General features: G+C 60.4%; 14 protein-coding genes. 9 read left to right on the top strand and 5 right to left on the bottom strand.

Annotated elements, in window-relative coordinates:
• The first annotated feature begins 6 nt into the window (after positions 1 to 6).
• Positions 7 to 930, top strand: coding sequence for an SPFH domain-containing protein (locus ACTG1K_RS20920; protein ID WP_005335703.1), 924 nt, complete (start codon positions 7 to 9; stop codon positions 928 to 930).
• On the top strand, positions 927 to 1,382 hold the full coding sequence (locus tag ACTG1K_RS20925) for an NfeD family protein (protein ID WP_005354718.1): 456 nt from the start codon (positions 927 to 929) through the stop codon (positions 1,380 to 1,382). Before ACTG1K_RS20920 ends, ACTG1K_RS20925 begins: the two co-directional genes overlap by 4 nt.
• Before the next feature lie 69 nt (positions 1,383 to 1,451).
• Here ACTG1K_RS20925 and ACTG1K_RS20930 read toward each other — a convergent pair whose 3' ends face one another.
• Positions 1,452 to 3,557: a methyl-accepting chemotaxis protein gene (locus tag ACTG1K_RS20930; RefSeq protein ID WP_440006637.1), complete on the bottom strand. Its 2,106-nt coding sequence runs from the start codon at positions 3,555 to 3,557 to the stop codon at positions 1,452 to 1,454.
• Between the two features lie 140 nt (positions 3,558 to 3,697).
• Here ACTG1K_RS20930 and nadA point away from each other — a divergent pair, with 140 nt between their 5' ends.
• Entirely contained in the window at positions 3,698 to 4,771 is a 1,074-nt protein-coding gene (gene nadA, locus ACTG1K_RS20935) for a quinolinate synthase NadA (protein ID WP_204382596.1), read from the top strand.
• Between the two features lie 70 nt (positions 4,772 to 4,841).
• Here the strand turns inward: nadA and ACTG1K_RS20940 are convergent, their stop codons facing one another.
• Together ACTG1K_RS20940 and gap are read right to left on the bottom strand one after the other, a co-directional pair.
• Positions 4,842 to 5,708: a D-hexose-6-phosphate mutarotase gene (locus ACTG1K_RS20940; protein WP_151287407.1), complete on the bottom strand. Its 867-nt coding sequence runs from the start codon at positions 5,706 to 5,708 to the stop codon at positions 4,842 to 4,844.
• Between the two features lie 86 nt (positions 5,709 to 5,794).
• A complete protein-coding gene (gap, locus tag ACTG1K_RS20945) occupies positions 5,795 to 6,790 on the bottom strand; it encodes a type I glyceraldehyde-3-phosphate dehydrogenase (RefSeq protein WP_005335708.1) in 996 nt (331 codons plus the stop codon).
• A gap of 347 nt (positions 6,791 to 7,137) precedes the next feature.
• Between gap and malQ the strand changes: the two genes are divergently transcribed.
• From malQ to msrB, 4 genes are all read left to right on the top strand, one after another.
• Entirely contained in the window at positions 7,138 to 9,327 is a 2,190-nt protein-coding gene (gene malQ, locus ACTG1K_RS20950; RefSeq protein ID WP_162506292.1) for a 4-alpha-glucanotransferase, read from the top strand.
• A gap of 82 nt (positions 9,328 to 9,409) precedes the next feature.
• Positions 9,410 to 11,587 carry a 1,4-alpha-glucan branching protein GlgB gene (gene glgB / locus ACTG1K_RS20955; protein WP_440006640.1) on the top strand — a complete coding sequence of 726 codons (2,178 nt, stop codon included), beginning with the start codon at positions 9,410 to 9,412 and terminating at the stop codon, positions 11,585 to 11,587.
• Entirely contained in the window at positions 11,587 to 13,743 is a 2,157-nt protein-coding gene (glgX, locus tag ACTG1K_RS20960) for a glycogen debranching protein GlgX (protein ID WP_440006642.1), read from the top strand. The genes glgB and glgX overlap by 1 nt, the downstream gene beginning before the upstream one ends.
• A 68-nt stretch (positions 13,744 to 13,811) precedes the next feature.
• Positions 13,812 to 14,198, top strand: coding sequence for a peptide-methionine (R)-S-oxide reductase MsrB (gene msrB / locus ACTG1K_RS20965; RefSeq protein ID WP_440006643.1), 387 nt, complete (start codon positions 13,812 to 13,814; stop codon positions 14,196 to 14,198).
• A gap of 72 nt (positions 14,199 to 14,270) precedes the next feature.
• Here msrB and chrA read toward each other — a convergent pair whose 3' ends face one another.
• Together chrA and ACTG1K_RS20975 are read right to left on the bottom strand one after the other, a co-directional pair.
• Positions 14,271 to 15,422 carry a chromate efflux transporter gene (gene chrA, locus ACTG1K_RS20970; protein ID WP_440006645.1) on the bottom strand — a complete coding sequence of 384 codons (1,152 nt, stop codon included), beginning with the start codon at positions 15,420 to 15,422 and terminating at the stop codon, positions 14,271 to 14,273.
• Positions 15,423 to 15,495: 73 nt separating this feature from the next.
• Complete coding sequence (locus tag ACTG1K_RS20975; protein WP_158112744.1) at positions 15,496 to 15,951, bottom strand: nucleotide triphosphate diphosphatase NUDT15; 456 nt, start codon at positions 15,949 to 15,951, stop codon at positions 15,496 to 15,498.
• A 206-nt stretch (positions 15,952 to 16,157) separates the two neighbouring features.
• On the opposite strand from ACTG1K_RS20975, the gene ACTG1K_RS20980 reads away from it, so the two are divergent.
• Complete coding sequence (locus tag ACTG1K_RS20980; protein ID WP_005335715.1) at positions 16,158 to 16,385, top strand: hypothetical protein; 228 nt, start codon at positions 16,158 to 16,160, stop codon at positions 16,383 to 16,385.
• 145 nt (positions 16,386 to 16,530) lie between these two features.
• On the top strand, positions 16,531 to 16,848 hold the full coding sequence (locus tag ACTG1K_RS20985; RefSeq protein ID WP_005343224.1) for a hypothetical protein: 318 nt from the start codon (positions 16,531 to 16,533) through the stop codon (positions 16,846 to 16,848).
• The last annotated feature ends 111 nt before the right edge of the window (positions 16,849 to 16,959 follow it).

Consider the following 16,959-nt stretch of genomic DNA (forward strand, 5'->3'; position numbering starts at 1 on the left):
TAAATGATGAATGAATCATTGATTGTGCTAGGGATTTTTGTGTTCCTGGTGCTCGCCACTCTGAGCGCGGGTATCAAGATAGTGCCCCAGGGCTACAACTGGACGGTGGAGCGCTTCGGCCGCTACACCCGCACCCTGACCCCGGGTCTCAACCTGCTGATCCCCTACGTGGATCGGGTCGGCCACAAGATCATCATGATGGAGCAGGTGCTGGATATCCCGGCACAAGAGGTGATCTCCCGCGACAACGCCAACGTCACCATCGACGCCATCAGCTTTGTGCAGGTGGTGGATGCCCGCAAAGCGGGCTACGAGGTCAACGATCTCACCAGCGCCATCCGCAATCTCACCATGACCAATATGCGCACCGTGCTCGGTGCCATGGAGCTGGACGAGATGCTATCCCAGCGCGACACCATCAACGAGAAACTGCTGCGCACCATGGATGCCGCCACCGCCCCCTGGGGCATCAAGGTGACCCGCATCGAGATTAAAGATGTGCGCCCGCCGCTGGCACTGGTAGAAGCGATGAACGCCCAGATGAAGGCCGAGCGCCAGAAACGGGCCGAGGTGCTGGAAGCCGAAGGGGTGCGCCAGTCCAAAATCCTGAAAGCTGAAGGGGAGAAGCAGTCCCAGATCCTCAAAGCCGAAGGTGAGCGCCAGGCCGCCTTCCTCGCCGCCGAAGCGCGGGAGCGGGCTGCCGAGGCGGAAGCCAAGGCGACCCACATGGTTTCCCAGGCGATTGCGGAAGGAGACCTGCAAGCCATCAACTACTTCGTGGCCCAGAAATATACCGAGGCACTGGCCCGCATCGGTGAAGGCCCCAACAGCAAGATCATCATGATGCCGCTGGAAGCGGGCAGCCTGATTGGCTCTGTGGCTGGCATGGCCGAGCTGTTCAACAAAGATGGCAAGGGCAGCAAGTCATGACAGCCCTGTTAGAGGGGCTGACCCACTGGCACTGGCTGGGGCTCGGCTTTATTCTGCTGGCCATCGAGGTGCTCGGCTCGGTGGGCTTTTTGCTCTGGACCGGCATCGCCGCGCTGGAAGTGGGGCTACTGCTGCTGATCTGGCCCTTTGGCTGGCAGGCGCAGTTGCTGCTGTTTGCGGTGCAATCCCTGCTCACCACCTGGGCCTGGTGGCGCTGGCAGCACCAGCGTGACAACTCGGGTCAGGATGCCGCCAGCACCATCAACGAGCGGATGCAGAGCTATATGGGCCGCGAGCTGACCCTGCTGGATGATGTCGCCCAAGGCACCAGTCGGGTACATCTGGACGACACGGTCTGGACGGTGCGCTGCGACGAGTCTCTGCCGGCGGGCAGCAAGGTCAGGGTGGTGGGGGCTGACTCCCACATCCTGCTGGTTGAACCCCGCAACTGACGCAACTCTACCATCGAGTCATAAAAAAGCCCGCGATCGCTCGCGGGCTTTTGTCTCTCTGGCTGCCACTCAGGTACGCAGCCGATCGAGCTGACTGGCGAGCGCCGTGGCCGCTTGCTCCAGCGCCTCGCTCAGTTGATGGCTGGAGCTGGCCTCCTGCCCAATCACGTTGGCGGTATCACCAATCCGCATCAAATTCTTGTTGATATCGTCACTGACGGCGCTCTGCTGCTCGGCGGCGGTAGCCACCTGACTGATGTGGTCGTGGATCTGCTGGATCTGGGCCACCACCCGATTGAGTGCCTCGAACGCCTGCTCGGTGCCCTGCACCGTGGTGGTGGAGCGCTCGATGCCGGTATTCATCAGACGTTGACTGCTGCTCACCTCTGTTTGTAGGCTACCAATCAGCTGGCCGATCTCGTCGGTCGATTCACGAGTTTTGGTCGCCAGCGCCCGTACCTCGTCCGCCACCACCGCAAAGCCGCGGCCCATATCACCAGCCCGTGCTGCCTCGATGGCGGCATTGAGGGCCAGCAGGTTGGTCTGCTCGGCAATGGCGCGGATCACATCGAGGATCCTGCTGATATTGGTGCTGCGCTGGGCCACCAGCGCCACCGCTTTATCCGCCTCATGCATATCGCCGACCAGAGTATGGATCTCGTTGCGGGCATTGCTGAGGGTCTGCTGGGCGGTATTGATATGGTGGGTCGCCGCTTCCGACTCCTGCGCTGCCTGCTCGGCATAACCCGCCACGCTGACTGCCGTGGTGCTCATCTGATGCATGGCGCTCACCACGCTCTCCAGCTCCAGATTCTGCTCGTCCAGACTGCTGCGCATGGTGTCGGCGGTATGTTTCATCTCCCGCGCCTGCTGGTAGACCTGCTGACCAATCCCCTTGCTCATTTGCACCATGCCCCGCAGCTTGCCGAGGAAGGCATTAAGCTGGGACCCCAGATCGATCAGCTCCTGATGGGTGTCGATCTCCATCTGCTGGGTCAGGTCACCCTCGTTGCTGGAGAGATGACCCACATGGCGGCTGATAAGAGAAAGCGGTGCTGTGATGGTCTGGATAAACCAGACCAGCAGCCCCAGCACCAGCAGGGTAATCCCGCCCATGGCGATGATCTGCTGCCGCTGGGCATCCACCAGCAGGGCGCCCAGTTCATTGCTGATGGCGTGCGCCTTGCTCAGCGCCAGCGCCTTGGGCACCTTGATCATCAACCACCACTGGGTATTGGCTGCTTCAACCCGAATGGGCTGATGAAGAATAAAGTCACTGTCGCTGCTGACCGGCTGACCTTCAGGCAGGGTCAGGCCCACCTCCTTGAGTGGACGGCCCAGCTTGTCGGCATAGCGGTTGCTGCCCACAATCAGCCCCATCTTGCTGACCAGGGTCACATCCGCCTTGTTGTCATAGAGGCTCTTGCCAAGGTTTTCAGCCAGTTGCTGGAAGATGGGCAGGTTCATATCCACCCCGGCCAGCCCGACAAACTTGCCGTCACGCAGCACGGGCACCGTCAGACTGGTCATCAGCATCTTGTTGCCCGGGCTGATTTCGTAGAGGTAGGGCTCCATCAGGCAGGGCTGGCGGGTATCGCGACCACAGAGATACCACTCGCTGTTGCGAATACCGAACTCGTTGAGGGAGGTATCAAACTTGGCCTCGCTGGCGGCGGCGTCCACCGCTTGCTGAGCGACGGCCCCTCCCTGATCCTTGGTGAAATAGACCTCCAGACTCCCCTTGCCTGCCACCGAGTGGCTGGCCCCACCAAGCCAGTTGCCATCCTCGCCATCGTAGCCATCCGGTTCAAACTGGGCGTAGATGGAGCTGATCCCGCTCGCCTGCTGCAAGCTGCTGCCGAGCAAGTACTCCACTTGGGGCCGCGACAAGCGCAGTTCCGGTTTGGCCATCCCGGCTTCAATCTGGGCGGTCACGGTCAGGGGGATCTGATAGGAGTTCTGCATCAGCGAGGCAATCTGAATGGCATAGCGCTCTGCCTGATACTGCAGGCTGCGGGAGACCTCCTCTTCCAGTGCATCGCTGGTCTGGGTCATCACCATGTTGCGAAGGGAGCTGAAAGAGGCCGATTGCAACAGGGTCATGGCCAGCCCGGTCAGCAGAAACAGCCCCATGGTAAGGCACAGCAGCTTGAACTTGAGGGAACGTTGCTTCATGCGGCAACTCCTTATGACAGAATAACAACGAATTACTTGAGTATATTCGCCCACTTGCGCTTCACCCGATTTGTTGATGGGTTTGTGGCAGGCTTCTGGTTATAATTTTTGCCTTCCCGAGCGTTGATGGAACAGTCGCAATGAGCAATGCACTGAGCAGTGTCCCGCCGGTAGTCGCGATGGACTACCCCTTTCCGGCCAAACCTCTTCCCCTGAGTGCCGAGCAGAGAACGACCTTGACCACAGAAATCAAGGCGCTGCTCAAGGAGCGCAAGGCGGTACTGGTTGCCCACTACTACACGGATCCCGAGATCCAGGCGCTGGCCGAAGCCACCGGCGGTTTCGTCGGTGACTCGCTGGAGATGGCCCGCTTTGGTCGCGATCACGAGGCGCAGACCCTGATTGTCGCCGGGGTGCGCTTCATGGGGGAAACCTCCAAGATCCTGAGCCCCCACAAACGGGTGCTGATGCCGACTCTGGAGGCCGAATGCTCCCTCGATCTGGGCTGTCCCATCGAGCAGTTCTCCGCCTTCTGCGATGCCAATCCCGACCATACCGTGGTGGTCTATGCCAATACCTCGGCCGCCGTCAAAGCACGGGCTGACTGGGTGGTGACCTCCAGCATCGCGCTCGAGATCGTCGAACACCTCGACAGTCTGGGTCACAAGATCATCTGGGGCCCGGATCGCCATCTGGGTGCCTATATCGAGAAGAAAACCGGGGCGCAGATGCTGCGCTGGCAGGGCCACTGCATCGTCCACGACGAGTTCAAGGCCCGTGCCCTGCGCGAGCTGAAAGAGCAGAATCCGGACGCCGCCGTGCTGGTTCATCCGGAATCCCCCGCCTCGGTGATCGAGCTGGCCGATGCGGTGGGCTCCACCAGTCAGCTGATCAAGGCAGCCAAGGAGCTGCCCCAGCAGAAGCTGATCGTGGCGACCGATCGGGGCATCTTCTACAAGATGCAGCAGGCTTGTCCGGAGAAAGAGATGGTGGAAGCACCGACCGGTGGCGATGGCGCTACCTGCCGCAGTTGCGCTCACTGTCCCTGGATGGCGATGAACGGTCTGGTGGCGATCAAGGAGGCGCTCACCGACGGTGCCGAGCGCCACGAGATCCATGTCGATGAAGATCTGCGGATCAAAGCCTTGATCCCCCTCGATCGGATGCTCAATTTCGCCGCCGAGCTCAAGCTCAAGACTCAGGGCAACGCCTGATTGTCGCCGTCACGAGATGCAAAGAGGGCTCCCGCGGGAGCCCTCTTTATTTATCTGAACCTCATCCTGCTCAGATGATCACGGTGGAGAGGCTGTGCTCTTCATCCGGCGCAACGGTCACACCCGCCTCGCCAGCGATGGCTGCTTCGACGCAGAGCATGGTGCGATAGCCATCGTCGCTCATGTCGGCCATGGCGGTGGCCCCTTCCAGCCAGGGGGTCCAGACCACCACGCTGTCGTGGTTGCCGCTCACAACCCGGGTCTCGCGCTCACCATCCTGCACGCTCACCAGCGCCTCTGGCTGCCAGTAGACCCGATCCAGTGGCCCGCTCAGGGTCAATGCACCCTGCTGCTTGGCATCCTGTCCGGTCAGCTTGTCAGCATAGGGCTCGCCCAGGCCGGTGACGCTCACCGCCTCCGGTGCGCTGATCTGCAAATAGGTGTGCAGCGCACCGCTATAAGTCAGCGGCTGAGCACCTGTGTTGCGAGTGGTCAGCACCAGCGAGAGCTCTTTGCCAACCAGTACATCCAGCTCCAGCTCGAAGGCGTGCCCCCACAGGGCGCGGGTTGCGTCGCTGTCGCGCAGGGAGAGATGAACGAGCGTGCCATCGGCGTGATCGGAGACCCCGTCAAGCATCCAGAGGGTGGTACGGGCAAAACCGTGGGAGGGCTTGCCGCTACCAACGCGGGCGGGCGCCGGGCCAAACCAGGGCCAGCAGATCGGGATACCACCGCGAACAGGCTTGCTGCCATCCAGCACCGCCTTGTCACTCAGCCAGATGGAGGCCGGCTCGCCATGACGCTGATAGCTCAGCACATGGGCGCCAAACAGGCTGATCTCGGCCTTGGCATAGTCGTTATTAATGGTGAGAACCGGCAGACCGGCCGCATTGTTGGCAAGCTTGCAATTGGCTGTCAGGGGACGAATGGATTGCATGTGGACTCCTGTCATCAGGGGAAACCGAAAAACAAAAAGGCGGCCAATGGCCGCCTTTTTCAAGCTACGCGATTGCGCATCCCAAATTACTTGGAGATGTGAGCGATCAGGTCCAGAACTTTGCTGGAGTAGCCCATTTCGTTGTCGTACCAGGATACAACTTTAACGAATTTGTCGTTCAGCTGGATACCAGCCTTGGCGTCGAATACGGAGGTCTGACGCTCACCCAGGAAGTCGGTAGATACAACTTCGTCTTCGGTGTAGCCCAGAACGCCTTTCATAGCGCCTTCGGAAGCAGCTTTCATCGCTTCGCAGATTTCTGCGTAGGTGGCAGCTTTCTTCAGGTTAACGGTCAGGTCAACAACAGACACGTCCGGAGTCGGAACACGGAAAGCCATACCGGTCAGCAGGCCTTTCAGTTCCGGGATAACTACGCCAACAGCTTTGGCAGCACCGGTAGAGGACGGGATGATGTTCTGAGCCGCACCGCGGCCACCACGCCAGTCTTTGGCAGACGGACCATCAACGGTCTTCTGGGTAGCAGTGGTAGCGTGAACGGTGGTCATCAGGCCAGACTCGATACCGAAGGTATCGTTCAGAACCTTGGCGATCGGTGCCAGGCAGTTGGTGGTGCAGGAAGCGTTGGAAACGATGTCCTGGCCAGCGTAGGTAGAGTCGTTAACACCCATTACGAACATCGGGGTGGCGTCTTTGGACGGGCCAGTCAGAACAACTTTCTTGGCACCAGCAGCGATGTGCTTACGAGCAGTCTCGTCGGTCAGGAACAGACCGGTAGCTTCAGCAACAACGTCAACACCGATTTCGCCCCACTTCAGGTTGGCCGGGTCACGCTCAGCGGTAACACGTACGGTTTTGCCGTTTACAACCAGGTTGCCGTCTTTAACTTCAACGGTACCGTTGAAACGACCGTGAGTTGAATCGTACTTCAGCATGTAAGCCATGTAGTCAACATCGATCAGGTCGTTGATACCAACAACTTCGATGTCTGCACGCTCGCAAGCCAGACGGAATACGAAACGACCGATACGGCCAAAACCGTTAATACCTACTTTGATAGTCATATTTAGTTACCTAACTGTTCAGTAGTCAAAGAAAATTCCGCTTGTAAATTTACTAGAACTCTCCGGTGAGTCAACCAACATTCTGTCTGAAATTGCGCTATATCATGAAAAACTGTGAAATTAATTTTCTGTTTATGTAACTGATTACCACGTTTTGACGAAAAAAGTGCCAGATCGTGGCATCGCGCAGATATCAACAATAGTGCCTACTCGGTCACACAACCATTCACAGAGATATGTAAAAATGTGCGCGGTTTAGCATGGCCAAAGAGCCACTGTTCAAGTACCACCCCATAAAAATCAAACAAAATAGTATAGATAGAATCCACAGCGGGAATTCTCAAACTATGACCACCCTGATTGAACAGCTGGCTGCCGCAAAAGGTATCGCCAGCGAGTATGTCGATGCCTGGGGCCACCCGGCCCAGGTATCAGAAGAGAGCAAGGCCGCCATGCTGGGCGCCATGGGCTACCGCGTCGATGACGAGGCCGCACTGGTGCAGCAGCTGGAAGAGGAGCATCGCCAGCACTGGCTGCGGGCGCTGGATCCTGTGATGGTGGTTCGCACCGGCGACGCCGTTACCCTTGAGGTTCGCCTCCCCATCGAATTCGTCAACGACGCCCTCACCTGGCAGCTCCAGCAGGAGCAGGGTGCAGTGCTGTCCGGTCAATTCACCCCCATCGAGGGTGAGCTGGTCGGCGTGGCCGAATTTGAAGAGATGGAGTGCCAGGCCTATCGCGTCACGCTGGATATGGCCCCGGAGCTGGGTTATCACCAGCTGGTGTTGCTGGAAGAGGGCAATGACGAACCGCTGGCCACCATGCGCCTCATCGTTGCCCCCAAGGCCTGCTACAAGCAGGCTCCAATTGCCGATGGCCGCAAGGTATGGGGCCCGAGCGTGCAGCTCTACTGCCTGCGCAGCCGCCACAACTGGGGTATCGGTGATTTCAGCGATCTGGGCCAGCTGGTCGAGAAAGCGGCCGCCTGGGGTGCCCACTTCGTCGGTCTCAACCCTATCCACGCCCTCTATCCGGCCAATCCGGAGAGCGCCAGTCCCTACAGCCCCTCTTCCCGTCGCTGGCTCAACGTGGCCTATATCAATGTGGAAGCGGTGCCCGAATTCCAGCAGAGCGATCGCCTGAAGGCGGAAGTGGCAAGTCCTGCCTTCCAGCAACATCTGGCCGATCTGCGCGCCAAAGAGAACGTCGATTACACCGGCGTGATCCAGACCAAACTCGGCATGCTGCGTCAGGTGTTCGACGAAGCCAGCCTTGGCGCCGAGCGTCAGGCCGCCTTTGATGCCTTCGTGGCCGCCGGTGGTGACAGCCTGCAACAGCAGGCAGCATTTGATGCCCTGCAGGCCCACTTCTATGCCAAAGGCGAAAATGCCTGGGGCTGGCCGGTATGGCCGCAGGAGCTGCGCGATTACCACAATCCTGCCGTTGCCGCCTGGATGGCCGCGCACCCGCAAGATGTCAACTTCTACCTCTATCTGCAGTTCCTGGCCGACGAGCAGCTGGCGCAAGCCGATGCCCGTGCCAAGGCTGCCGGCATGGTGATGGGGATCTACCGGGATCTGGCGGTGGGCGTCTCCGAAGGCTCCACCGAGATCTGGGCCAACCAGGATCTCTACTGCCCGAAAGCCTCGGTCGGTGCGCCGCCCGATATCCTCGGCCCGCTTGGTCAGAACTGGGGCCTGCCCCCGATGAACCCGAACAAGCTGTTTGAAGCGGCCTACCAGCCGATGGTGGACTTGTTCCGTGCCAACATGCGCTCCTGTGGCGCTCTGCGCATCGACCACGTAATGGCCTTGCTGCGCCTGTGGTGGGTACCGCCCGGAGCGTCCGCAGCCAAGGGCGCCTACATCTACTATCCGGTCAACGATCTGCTGGGCATTCTGGCCCTTGAATCCCACCGCAATCAGTGCCTGCTGATCGGCGAGGATCTGGGTACCGTGCCGGAGGGGATCGACGTGACCCTGAAAGAGAACGGCGTTCACTCCTACAAGGTGTTCTTCTTCGAGCGCTCCAAGGAAGATGGCGGCTTTATCTCCCCGGCGCACTACACCGAGCAGGCGATGTCGGCCCTGACTACTCACGACATGCCGACCCTCAAGGGCTTCTGGCACTGCGATGATCTGGCGCTCGGCCGTCAACTGGGTCTGTATCCGGATGAAGATGTTTTGAAGACTCTGTATGCTGATCGTCACCAGGCCAAACAGCGGATCCTAGACAGCTTGCATGCCCACAAGGTCATCTCTGACAACATCAGTCATGACGTGAACTGGGTCGGCATGAACACCGAACTCAACCACGGTCTGCAGATCCACATGTCCCGCGGCAGCTGCGCCCTGTTCAGTACCCAGCTGGAAGACTGGCTGGAGATGGACAAGCCGGTCAACGTACCGGGCACCAGTTACGAATACCCCAACTGGCGCCGCAAGCTCTCCGCTGATCTGGAAGATATTTTTGCCAATGAGGCACTCAAGGCACTGGCTGGCAAGATGAGCCAAGCCCGTGATGAGGCCAGTCGTTGAGACGCTGTCTCCCACCGCGCTCTCACCTAAATCCACTCCGGCTTCGGCCGGAGTGGATGCTCTGTCATGAAAGGAAATCTCGATGCTCGTTGAACGTTTGGTTGCTGCCCGCTGTTCCGATCCCTTCTCTCACTTAGGCCTGCAGGCCAATCCGGATGGGCCCGGCCTCAAACTGACCGCCTGGTTGCCTGATGCCCTCGAAGTTCGCGTCAAGGATCTCAAGTCGGGCAAAGTCGTTGCCACCCTGGCGCCCACCGATGAATCGGGTCTTTTTGAAACTGTTTTCACCCGCCGCAAAAACTCCTTCCCCTATCAGCTGATCGCCAGCTACCAAGATGCCAACACCGAGGTCATCGACCCCTATCAGTTTCAGGATGCCGCCTGGGCAGGCCTGGCCGAACTGACCGCCCAGCCGGAAAACCTCTACCACACCCTTGGCGCCCAGCTACGCACCGTGGAGCATCTTGGCCAGCAGGTGGAAGGGGTGCGTTTTGCGGTCTATGCGCCGAGCGCCACCGCCGTGAGCCTCATCGGCGATTTCAACTTCTGGGATGGCCGCCGCCACCCGATGCAGCGCAGCCTGTGCGGTCACTGGGTGCTGTTTGTGCCGGGCCTCAAGGCAGGGGATCGCTACAAGTTCGAGCTCAAGGATCCCATGGGCAACCGGCTGCCCCACAAGAGCGATCCGGTCGGTTTCTACTGCGAGCAGTATCCGTCGTTCGCCTCCGTGGTCTATGACCACGCCCAGTACCAGTGGCAGGATGCCGAGTGGATTGCCAGCCAGCACAACGACAAGCGCGAGCAGCCGCTCTCAATCTATGAGCTGCACGTCGGCTCCTGGAAACGCCACCCCAATGGCGACAGCCTGAGCTGGCGTGAACTGGCAGTGGAGCTGGTCGCCTACGTCAAGGAGATGGAGTACACCCACATCGAGCTGCTGCCGGTCTCCGAGCACCCCTTCAGCGGCTCCTGGGGCTACCAGCCGGTGGGTATGTTCTCCCCCACCAGCCGCTACGGCACCGCCGATGATTTCAAATACTTCGTCGACCAGTGCCACCAGGCAGGCATCGGCATCATTCTGGACTGGGTACCCGCCCACTTCCCGTCCGATGCCCACGGCCTGGCCCGCTTCGATGGCACCCCGCTCTACGAATATGAAGATCCGCGCCGTGGCTGGCACCCGGACTGGAACTCCTACATCTACGACTTTGGCCGCGACACAGTGCGCCAATTCCTGGTAGCGAGCGCCCTGTTCTGGCTCGACAAGTTCCACATCGACGGCCTGCGGGTGGATGCGGTCGCCTCCATGCTCTATCTGGACTACTCCCGCAACGCCGGTGAGTGGGTACCGAACGTCGATGGCGGCAACCACAACTACGAGGCGATCAGCCTGCTCAAGTGGACCAACGAGGAGGTCTATGGCAAGTATCCCCACGCCATGACCATCGCCGAAGAGTCCACCGCCTTTGCCGGTGTCTCCCGCCCCACCTTCCTCGGCGGCCTCGGATTTGGCTTCAAGTGGAACATGGGCTGGATGCATGACACTCTCACCTATATGCAGAAAGAGCCGATCCACCGCCGCTACCACCACAACGACATGACCTTCTCCATGGTTTACCACTATGACGAGAACTTCATCCTGTCGCTCTCCCACGACGAGGTGGTGCACGGCAAGCACTCCATGCTCTACAAGATGCCGGGCGACGAGTGGCAGCAGGCTGCCAACCTGCGGGCCTATATGGGCTTCATGTACGCCCACCCGGGCAAGAAGCTCAACTTCATGGGCACCGAAATCGCCCAGAGCAACGAGTGGAACCACGATGCCCAGCTGCCGTGGCATCTGCTGCAATATCCCAAGCATGCCGGTCAGCAGCGGCTGATCCACGATCTCAACCACCTCTACCGTCATGAGCCTGCCTTGTATCAGGCCGATTATGAGCAGACCGGCTTCCGCTGGCTGGATCACAACGATGCCGACAACAGCATCTTTGCCTGGCTGCGGGCGGACAAAGAGGGCAAGCAGACTATTGTGGTGGCTTGCAACTTCACCCCGGTGCCCCGTCTCGAATATCGGATCGGCGTCCCTGCGGCGGGCCACTATCGGGTGGTGCTCAACACCGACAGCGAGTATTACTGGGGCAGTAACTATGATGTAGGTCTGCTGTTCGCTGCCGAACCGACCCCTTGGCAGGGGATGGCGCACAGCATAGTGCTGGATCTGCCGCCGCTGGCGACCTTGTTTATCAAACAGGAGTCTTGATGCTTGTAATGGAAAAAGGGGTGGGCCACCCGCTGGGGGCCCGCCTTGACGAGAACGGTTGCCACTTCTGCGTCTGGGCCCCCCAGTCGGACAAGGTGGAGATCTGCCTGTACGACGAGCAGGAGCAGGAGCTGATGCGGCTGGAGTTGCCCGGCCGCCGTGGCCAGTATCGCTTTGGCTACGTGCGCGGTGTAAAGGCCGGTCAGCGCTACGGCTATCGGGTCTATGGCACTCCGCAGGAGGGGATGCTGTTCGATCCGCAAAAACTGCTGATTGACCCCTACGCCAGGGCGCTCAGTCGTCCCACCTACTGGGATGAAGCCCTCTATCAAGGTGACAGCGCCGGGATGATTGCCAAGTCGGTGGTGGTGGATGACAGTTTTGACTGGCAAGGGATTGGCAAACCCGGGATCAGCCCGGCCCGCACCATTATCTACGAGACCCACGTCAAGGGCTTTACCAAGCAGCATCCGGGGATCCCCAAAGCGCTGCAGGGCACCTATCTTGGCATCAGTCACCCGCTGGTTATCGAGCATATGAAGAGTCTCGGCATCACCTCGGTGCAGCTGATGCCGGTGGCCGCCTTCATGTCGGAACCGCGACTGGAGCAGCTGGGACTCACCAACTACTGGGGCTACAACCCCATCGCCTTCTTCGCCCCGGAGCCGCGTTACAGCACCAGGGCAGACGAGGCGGTGACCGAGTTCAAGACCATGGTGCGCGAGCTGCACCGGGCCGGGCTCGAGGTGATCCTGGATGTGGTCTACAACCACACTGCCGCCTCTGGCTTCGACGGCCCTACCCTCTCGTTCAAGGGCTTTGACAACGCCGGTTACTACGCCTTCGAAGCGGGCCCCCACGGCCCGGACTACACCCGTCACGCCAACGTGACCGGTTGTGGCAACAGCGTCAATCTGGATCACCCCAACACCCTGCGACTGGTGCTCGATGCCTTGCGCTACTGGGTCACCGAGATGCAGGTGGATGGCTTCCGTTTCGATCTGGCGGTGACGCTGGCACGGGAAGCGGGGGAGTTCGAGCCCATGGGCGCCTTCTTCAAAGCCGTGATGGCCGACCCAGTGCTGTCACAGGTCAAGCTCATCGCCGAACCCTGGGACATAGGCCCCTTCGGCTACCGGCTGGGTCAATTCCCGAGCCAGTGGCAGGAGATCAATGACCGCTACCGCGACACGGTGCGCGCCTTCTGGCGCGGTGATGCGGGCAAGATGGGGGACTTTGCCACCCGCTTGGTAGGCTCGCGGGATATTTTCCCGAAGAACTGGCGCTCCCCCCACACCAGCGTCAACTACCTCTGCTATCACGACGGTTTCACCCTGGAGGATCTGGTCTCCTACAACCAGCGCCACAATCAGGCCAACGGTGAAGACAATCGGGATGGTCACGGCAACAACCTCTCCTATAACCATGGGGTAGAGGGGCCGACCCTGGATCCGCGGGTCAACAGCCTGCGCCAGCAGCAGAAGCGCAATCTGATTGCCACCCTGCTGCTGTCGCAAGGGACCCCGCACTTCCTCGCTGGGGACGAGATGGGCCGCAGCCAGCTTGGCAACAACAACGCCTACTGTCAGGACAACCAGATCAGCTGGGTCAACTGGCAGTGGCGACCGGAGGATGAACGGCTGTTCGCCTTCACCCAGCAGATGATGGCGCTGCGGGCGGAGTCCTGCGTCTTCTCCAACCTGCAACTGAGCGACGACAGCTGGAATGGCACCCCGTCCAGCTGCCATCAGGTCAACTGGTATCACCCGGACGGCCACCAGCTCACCGATCAGGATTGGCACGCCCCCATGGGGCAGGCGTTCGCCATGGATATCGGCATGATCAACTGTGTTGGCGAGCGCTGGTACGTGCTGTTCAACGCCAGCGATTATGATATCCAGTTCCGCCTGCCGCCGCCGGGGGAAGGGCTGGAGTGGATCCAGACCATCGACACCGCCACCAACGATGGGCTGCCCTTCCTGCCCGATGACATCAAACGGCAGGTAGCGGTCGGCCGGGCCCACTCCCTCAAACTGCTGGAGCGGGTGGCGCTGGCCAGCACGGCGGAGGATGCCCAACCACCGCAGCAGGAAATTCTCCCTGCATCCGGTAAGGAGATGGTTGCCACCTCGATCACAGATACAGGCAAAGCATAACAGGCATGCTGGAGTCAGCTTTACGGAGCCGCTATGCTGGGCGCCGGTATGGATGGCAAGGAGTCGGTATGAGCAGTAACAATCCGGAACAGTGGCGCAGCAAACTGACCGCCGAGCAGTTTCACGTCTGCTGGGAAAAGGGCACCGAGCGCCCCTACAGCGGCGCCCTGCTCCACAATCGCAAGAGCGGCGACTACCTCTGTGTCTGCTGCAAGAGCGTGCTGTTTCACTCAGGAGCCAAGTTTGATTCCGGCTGCGGCTGGCCCTCGTTCGACAAGGCCATCGAGGGGACGGTGGAGTACACCGAAGACAACAGCCACGGCATGACGCGGGTTGAGATCACCTGCCGCCAGTGCGGCTCTCACCTCGGTCACGTCTTCCCCGACGGACCGACCGAGACCGGCCAGCGCTACTGCGTCAACAGCCTGAGTCTGGATTTCGATCCCGACGCTTAAGCGGCTGACCTATTGCAATAAAAACGGCGCCTCCATCACGGAGGCGCCGTTTTTATCGGGATTTCACCGGCTTCACGCCAGCAGGATAGCAGCCATCACCAGCAGGGCCGCGATGGCCGGTATCGGCAGCTTCACCACCCGCAGCAGATAAAAGCCGATGGCCGCCAGCGCCAGATCGGTCGGCGCCAGCACCGCACTCTGCCACACCGGCTGATAGAGCGCCGCCAGCAACAAGCCCACCACGGCAGCATTGATGCCGGTGACTGCCCCCGCCAGACGGGGCCGGGCCAGCCACTGTTGCCAGCAGGGGCCCACCGCCCAGAGCAGCAGAAAGCCGGGCACAAAGAGCGCCAGGGTCGCCAACAGGGCCCCGGTCATAGGCATCTCGGGCTGCAGCTGGGCGCCAAGATAGGTGGCAAGGGTAAACATGGGGCCCGGCACCAACTGCGCCAGGCTGTAACCGGTCAGAAACTGCTGCTCGTTGAGAGTGTGTCCCACGCTCTCTTGCAGCAACGGCAGCACCACATGACCACCGCCAAACACCAGACTACCGGCGCGATAGAAGTCGGCAACCAACTGGCCAAGCGGGCTGCCGAGCAGCGGCAGACCGATAAAAAGGATGCCAAACAGCAGCAGGGTCGGCCAATGAGGCTGACTGGCAGCGGCAGCAGGCAGCTCGGCGGTGGCTGGCCCACTGCCTGCCCCGCGCTGGCTGCGGGCACAGATCAGCGCCGCTCCCGCCAGCATCAACAGTTGAGTCAGCAGACCGGGCTGCCACCAGAGCGCAGCAGCGGTCACCACCATGATCCCTTGAGTCATTCCCGTGGCACAGAACTGACGACTCATGGTGAGCACCGCATCGGCCACCACGATGAGCGCCAGCAGCTTGAGGCCGTGCAGCGCCGCATCGAGCCACAGATTGTTGCCCAGCTGGCCGATGCCGATCGCGGCCGCCAGTAGCAGCAGAAATGAGGGCAGCGTGAAGCCAAGAAAAGCTGAGAGCGCCCCGCCCAGACCGGCGCGATGACGACCGATGGCGAAACCAAGCTGGCTGGAGGCGGGCCCCGGCAGCAGTTGGCACAGCGCCAGCAAGCGGGCAAATTCGGCCTGTGTCAGCCAGCCTAGCCGCTGGACGAAGGTGCGCTGGAAATAGCCGATATGAGCGGCCGGCCCACCAAAGCTGATGCATCCCAGCCATAAAAACTGAATAAATACATGCCCCACGCTCTTCTCCCTCATCCCTCTTCTCCCGATGGAGAGGAGATATTATGACAGCGCGATGATCGTTTTATGACAATCAGACTGATTCGGCCGACACCATTGGCACATCACCCGGCAGATAGCAGCGTCCCGCTAGCCAGCAAGCGATGGATTGGCGGCTGGCGTCGAAATGGGGCTCGGGCAACTCGCGCGGATCGCACCAGACCCAGCCTTCGCACTTCTCCGGCTCCAGCAGTTGCGGTTCGCCATCGGCCCGGGCATGCAGCGTCACCGAGATATAGTGCAACCCGCTCTCGCGCCAGGTCTCCAAATTGTTGGTCACCGCCACCACCTCGGGCCCCTGGATCTCCAGTCCGGTCTCCTCGGCCACCTCGCGGATCGCCGCCGACTCGAAGCTCTCCCCCAACTCCAGATGACCACCCGGGATCGACCAGTAGGGGGCATGGCTCCCTTTGCGTTTGCCAAGCAGCACCTGGCCTTGGGCGTTGGTCAGGATGACACCGACCCCGACGCGGGGATAGAGAGTGGACATGAAAACGCTCCTTCAATAAGGCAGTAAAACGGCCCCACCTTAGGCCCAAGGAGGGCACAGGGCAAGCCTCGGCTGCACGGCACCTGCGCCTGTCGGTGGCTCCTCCCCTTGCCCCTTAACCGGTTATCACTGATGCTGGGGAGTGAAGCCCAGATGGAGAGGTCATCCCAATCCTCTCAGTCCCCCATCACCCCGAGGAGTCCGCCATGAAAAAATTGCTCCCCCTGTGCGCCCTGCTGCTCACGGCTTGCCAAACCACGCCGCCTCCCAACTCGCTCGCCATCGATGATGCTGACGCCTGGCAGGCCATTTGCAAAGATGGCACCCGGGTTCGCGCCGTGGTCGCAGAGGGGATCTGTGGGGATCATCGCGGTGTAGCCATGTGGACGAATAAGCCAAGAGCTGAACGGATGGCAGAAGAAGCCGCCAAATAGTGTGATCCAGGCACCATAAAATGACAATGCTAGCCAATTGGCCGGATTTTTTCGCGATCTCGCCAGCACTTTGCCACCTTGTTCATGGTGCGCTCAGTTTTCTGTTCCCATACTGGCCCTACAGTTCCAAAAGAGGAGAGACAAGATGCAAACATCCATCGTCGGGCTCTCCATTCTGTGGGGGCTAGCCAGTTTTGGTGTTCAGGGGGATTTCATCGAGAGCCGTGATTCCGTTGCGCCATCCTGGCAAGCCGAGTCCAGAGTGGAGATGGAAGGTTATCTGATTGAATCGCTTGGCGAAGATCGCTGGCTGTTCGACAACGGCAGCGAGAGCCTGCTGGTCTCCCTGCCCGAGGGGCAGTGGGTGCCGACCGGCGAGCGGCTGCGGGTCAGCGGCGAACCGCAGCAGGAGCAGAGCGGCTGGCTGCTGCAGGTGGAAGACATCAGCCAGGTCAGCGTCTGACCACAGCAGTCGCCCCGTCACCGCGACAGCTAATCCAGACCCGATAACCACTACCGAATAACCAAGAGCGAATAGCAAAAGAGGAGGCCACTGGCCTCCTCTTTCTGTTTA

This window comes from Aeromonas sp. 102P, assembly GCF_051920345.1.
In the GTDB taxonomy this organism is placed as follows: domain Bacteria; phylum Pseudomonadota; class Gammaproteobacteria; order Enterobacterales; family Aeromonadaceae; genus Aeromonas; species Aeromonas veronii.

Coding starts and splice junctions, on each gene's coding strand:
- glgX (WP_440006642.1), top strand. CDS start 11,587: ATGCTTGTAATGGAAAAAGGGGTGGGCCACCCGCTGGGGGCCCGCCTT.
- ACTG1K_RS20930 (WP_440006637.1), bottom strand. CDS start 3,557: ATGAAGCAACGTTCCCTCAAGTTCAAGCTGCTGTGCCTTACCATGGGG.
- ACTG1K_RS20940 (WP_151287407.1), bottom strand. CDS start 5,708: ATGCAATCCATTCGTCCCCTGACAGCCAATTGCAAGCTTGCCAACAAT.
- gap (WP_005335708.1), bottom strand. CDS start 6,790: ATGACTATCAAAGTAGGTATTAACGGTTTTGGCCGTATCGGTCGTTTC.
- ACTG1K_RS20975 (WP_158112744.1), bottom strand. CDS start 15,951: ATGTCCACTCTCTATCCCCGCGTCGGGGTCGGTGTCATCCTGACCAAC.
- ACTG1K_RS20980 (WP_005335715.1), top strand. CDS start 16,158: ATGAAAAAATTGCTCCCCCTGTGCGCCCTGCTGCTCACGGCTTGCCAA.
- msrB (WP_440006643.1), top strand. CDS start 13,812: ATGAGCAGTAACAATCCGGAACAGTGGCGCAGCAAACTGACCGCCGAG.
- nadA (WP_204382596.1), top strand. CDS start 3,698: ATGAGCAATGCACTGAGCAGTGTCCCGCCGGTAGTCGCGATGGACTAC.
- malQ (WP_162506292.1), top strand. CDS start 7,138: ATGACCACCCTGATTGAACAGCTGGCTGCCGCAAAAGGTATCGCCAGC.
- ACTG1K_RS20920 (WP_005335703.1), top strand. CDS start 7: ATGAATGAATCATTGATTGTGCTAGGGATTTTTGTGTTCCTGGTGCTC.
- ACTG1K_RS20925 (WP_005354718.1), top strand. CDS start 927: ATGACAGCCCTGTTAGAGGGGCTGACCCACTGGCACTGGCTGGGGCTC.
- glgB (WP_440006640.1), top strand. CDS start 9,410: ATGCTCGTTGAACGTTTGGTTGCTGCCCGCTGTTCCGATCCCTTCTCT.
- ACTG1K_RS20985 (WP_005343224.1), top strand. CDS start 16,531: ATGCAAACATCCATCGTCGGGCTCTCCATTCTGTGGGGGCTAGCCAGT.